This window comes from Bradyrhizobium sp., from assembly GCF_049581145.1.
GTDB lineage: Bacteria > Pseudomonadota > Alphaproteobacteria > Rhizobiales > Xanthobacteraceae > Bradyrhizobium.
Genome location: NZ_JBAURI010001081.1, coordinates 1 through 4,431, shown reverse-complemented (window position 1 = coordinate 4,431; position 4,431 = coordinate 1). Strand labels below are relative to the sequence as shown.

2 protein-coding genes and 2 pseudogenes are annotated in these 4,431 nt (G+C 63.6%); 3 read left to right on the top strand and 1 reads right to left on the bottom strand.

Going from position 1 to position 4,431, the window contains the following annotated elements:
* Positions 1-256 (bottom strand): annotated as a pseudogene (locus tag WCB02_RS34920) (uracil-DNA glycosylase); the annotation flags it as partial.
* Between the two features lie 111 nt (positions 257-367).
* Between WCB02_RS34920 and WCB02_RS34915 the strand changes: the two are divergent.
* The 3 genes and pseudogenes from WCB02_RS34915 to WCB02_RS34905 form a co-directional block, all read left to right on the top strand.
* Positions 368-2,026 carry an electron transfer flavoprotein-ubiquinone oxidoreductase gene (locus WCB02_RS34915; RefSeq protein ID WP_423965834.1) on the top strand — a complete coding sequence of 553 codons (1,659 nt, stop codon included), beginning with the start codon at positions 368-370 and terminating at the stop codon, positions 2,024-2,026.
* 246 nt (positions 2,027-2,272) lie between these two features.
* A complete protein-coding gene (locus WCB02_RS34910) occupies positions 2,273-4,102 on the top strand; it encodes a tetratricopeptide repeat protein (RefSeq protein ID WP_423965832.1) in 1,830 nt (609 codons plus the stop codon).
* 153 nt (positions 4,103-4,255) lie between these two features.
* Positions 4,256-4,431 (top strand): annotated as a pseudogene (locus WCB02_RS34905) (4-(cytidine 5'-diphospho)-2-C-methyl-D-erythritol kinase); the annotation flags it as partial.

Here is a 4,431-nt window from a genome sequence, read left to right as displayed (position 1 = left end):
TCGCGGCATCGGGCGCGGGCGGCGGCTCGCCGCGCAGAGCCGGAAGTGGGGCCGCGATCTCCCGGACCGGCTGCGCCGGCATTGCCTGGCGGGCAACGGAGGCTTCGCGGGAAACGTCGCGGACGGCCGCAACGAGATCGGAATCGGCCAGCCGGTTGACCGGCTCGTCCGCCAGCGCGCAATCGACGCCGGCCTCCAGATAGAAGGCCAGCAGTTGATGCATGGTGGGGGCGGGTTCAGGCGTCATCGACGACATCGCGCAAACTTACGCCGCATTGCGTCATGGCGAAACATATTTCCATGGTTGTCTCCCCCGGAAAAATCGGAAACAAGAGGGTAAGAACCCCAAAAATTGGGCTGAGACTGGATCATGAGTGAAGAATTACCCCCGCGCGAGTCCATGGAATTCGACGTCGTCATCGTCGGCGCCGGGCCGTCAGGCCTGTCGGCTGCGATCCGGCTGAAGCAGCTCAACGCCGACCTGAACATCGTCGTGGTGGAGAAGGGGTCCGAGGTCGGCGCGCATCTTCTGTCCGGCGCGGTGATCGATCCGGTATCGCTCGACCAGTTGATCCCGGACTGGCGCCAGGATGCCGACTGCCCGCTGAAGACCAAGGTCGCGGCCGACAAGTTCCTCTGGATGACAAAGGGTTCGGCTATTCCATTGCCGAACTTCGCGATGCCGCCGCTCATGAACAACCATCACTGCTATATCGGCTCGCTCGGCCGGCTATGCCGGTGGCTCGCCGCCAAGGCCGAAGCGCTCGGGGTCGAGATCTATCCGGGCTTTGCCGCCACTGAGGTGCTGGTTGACGACAAGGGCGCGGTGCGCGGCATTGCGACCGGCGACATGGGCATCGCCAGGGACGGCTCGCACAAGCCGAATTTTACGCGCGGCATGGAGCTGTGCGGCAAATACACGCTGTTCGCGGAAGGCGCGCGCGGCAGCCTGACCAAGCAGCTGATCGCGAAGTTTGCGCTCGATGCCAAATGCGAGCCGCCGAAGTTCGGCATCGGCCTGAAGGAGGTCTGGCAGGTCGAGCCGGGCAAGCATCGGAAGGGCCTGATCCAGCATTCCTTCGGCTGGCCGCTCGACAGCAAGACGGGCGGCGGCTCGTTCCTCTATCACTACGACGACAATCTGGTCGCAGTCGGCTTCGTCCTGCATCTCAATTACCATGATCCCTATCTGTCGCCGTTCGACGAGTTCCAGCGCTTCAAGACCCATCCCACGATCCGCACGCTGTTCGAGGGCGGCAAGCGGCTGGCCTATGGCGCGCGCGCCATCACCGAGGGCGGTTATCAGTCGGTGCCCCGGCTCACTTTCGCGGGCGGCGCGCTGATCGGCTGTGCGGCAGGTTTCGTCAATGTGCCGCGCATCAAGGGCGTGCACAACGCGATCGGAAGCGCCATGCTGGCGGCCGAGCATGTCGGCGCGGCGCTCGCGGCGGGACGCGCCAATGACGAACTCGTCGACTATGAAAATACCTGGCGCTCGTCGCAGGTCGGTCGTGACCTTTATACCGTCCGCAACGTCAAGCCGCTGTGGTCGAAGTTCGGCACCGTGATCGGCGTCATGCTCGGCGGCATCGACATGTGGTGCAACACGCTCGGCTTCTCGCTGTTCGGAACCCAGTCGCACGCGAAGCCCGACCGCAGCACGCTCGATCCGGCGAAGGCGCATGCGCCGATGGCCGCGCCAAAGCCGGATGGCAAGCTCACCTTCGACCGGCTGTCGTCGGTGTTCCTCTCCAACACCAATCATGAGGAAGATCAGCCGATCCATTTGAAGGTCAAGGATCTGAAGCTGCAGAAGACCTCCGAGCACGACGTGTTTGCCGGGCCATCGAACCGCTATTGCCCGGCCGGAGTTTACGAATGGGTGGAGGAAGCGTCGGGGCCGCGCTTCGTCATCAACGCCCAGAACTGCGTTCACTGCAAGACCTGCGACGTCAAGGATCCGAACGGCAACATCACCTGGGTTCCTCCGGAAGGCGGCGGCGGCCCGAACTACGAGGCGATGTAACGCACGATTGCGTGAGCCGGCCGCGACAGCCGGCCGCGACCGCCAGCCACGATACGGCCACACTACCGGGGTCTTTGACGGATCGTCGGGCGACCGCAAGGGCGTTCCTGCCAACCGAATTGTCTTGGCCCATCCTTGCGGTTGAACGCCAAACACGGCATTCTCGCCCGTCTTGATGCCGCCGATTGGGTTCGCATTCGAGACAATTCTTCTTCAATCCCTGGAAGCTAACCAAGGCGAACCGTGATGCTCTCCTTTCGTTGCACTCGCTGGACCGTTGCCGTTTGTACCTTTGCCGCGCTGAGCGTGCCCGGAACGATCCTGGCGCAGACGCCCGATCACCCCTCGGAAAACGCGTCGCCGTTTCCGACCCGGAATGATCTGAAGGGTCTGACCACGTCGGGCAGCTATCTGGCCGCCCGCCACGCCGGGGTGGAGCGGGATGCCGGTTCGGCCGCGGAGTTCTATCGCTCCGCCTTGCGCGCCGACCCGAAGAACAACGATCTGTTGGATCGCGCCTTCATTTCCTCGGTCGCCGACGGCGATATCGACGAAGCGGTGAAGCTCGCCGATCGGCTGCTGGCGATCGACAAATCCAACCGCGTTGCCCGCCTCGTGGTCGGGGTGCGGGACCTGAAGCTGAAGAAATATTCCGCCGCAGAGGTCAATTTCAACCAGTCGGTCCGCGGCCCGATCACCGACCTGGTCGCGACTCTGTTGTCGGCCTGGGCGAGCTATGGCTCCGGTGACACCAAGACGGCGGTTGCCAACATCGACAAGCTGACCGGTCCTGAATGGTATCCGATCTTCAAGGATCTGCATGCCGGCATGATTCTCGATCTCGCGGGCAAGGAAAAGGATGCCGGCGCCAGGTTCGAGCGGGCCTACAAGCTGACCGCCAAGATGGATGCGTCGATGCTGCGGGTGTCCGAGGGCTACGCCCATTGGCTGAGCCGCAACAAGGACGATGATGCGGCTTACGGGATCTACGAGGCCTTCGACAAGAAGCTCGCGCGCCACCCGCTGGTGCAAGAAGGCATGCGCGACACCAAGGCCGGCAAGAAGCTGCCGCCGTTGGTCGATTCGGTTCAGGCCGGCGCCGCCGAAGCGCTCTATGGCGTCGGCGCCACCCTGGTCCGCCGCGGCGGCGAGGATCTCGCGCTGGTCTATCTGCAGCTTGCGCTCTATCTCGAGCCGAACCATCCGTTGGCGCTGTTGTCGCTTGCCGATCTCTACGAGTCGGTGAAGCGGCCGGCGATGGCGATCAAGGTCTACGAGCGCGTGCCGGCGAACTCGCCGTTGAAGCGCAACGCCCAGATCCAGCTTGCGACCGATCTCGACAGCGCGGATCGCAGCGATGAGGCGATCAAGATCCTGAAGGGCGTGATCGCGGAAGACCCCAAGGACATCGAGGCGATCATGGCGCTCGGCAATGTCGAGCGCGGCCGCAAGAAATTCGCCGACTGCGTCACGACCTATTCGCAGGCGATCGACGCGCTGCCGCCGGGCGACGACAAGAGCAACAACGTCTATTACTATTACCGCGGCATCTGCGAGGAGCGCTCGCACCAGTGGCCCAAGGCCGAAGCCGATATGAAGAAGGCGCTCGAGCTGCAGCCCGATCAGCCAAATGTGCTCAATTATCTCGGCTATTCCTGGATCGACCAGGGCGTCAATCTCGACGAAGGCATGAAGATGATCAAGCGCGCCGTCGAGCAGCGTCCCGACGACGGCTATATCGTCGATTCCCTCGGCTGGGCCTATTACCGCATCGGCAACTACGATGAGGCGGTGAAGAATCTCGAACGCGCGGTCGACCTCAAGCCCGAAGACCCCACCATCAACGATCACCTTGGCGATGCCTATTGGCATGTCGGCCGCACCCTGGAAGCCAAGTTCCAGTGGGCTCATGCGCGCGACCTCAAGCCCGATCCGGAGGATCTGCCGAAGATCGAGGCCAAGATCGCCAACGGCCTGCCGGAGGAGCCGGGCACCGCTTCGGCGGCTGCGGCCGCGCCCACCGACATCGACAAGAAGAAGGACGACGGCAAGGACGAGGACGGCAAGGGCGGCTGAAGCCAGGCTTCCGGATTGTCCGCAGGGGTCGCCAAAGCCTTGTTCGATGTTGACGGCCGCGGCGTCTCTTGCGAAGGCGGTAGCCGGGACGCTAGAAAGCCTGGCATTTCCGGCGCAGGCTTTGGTCCGGCTCTCTGGGTTTGACATTCGCGAATGACGGTTGACGGACACACGGACGCGAATGCCGGCTCTGCCGCATCGCGTGGGACGCTGCGCGAGATTGGGCGCGCCAAGGTCAACCTGACCCTTCGTGTGGTCGGGCGCCGCGGCGACGGCTACCACGACCTGGAAAGCGTGGTGGCGTTCGCCGACTGCGCAGATCGTTTGAC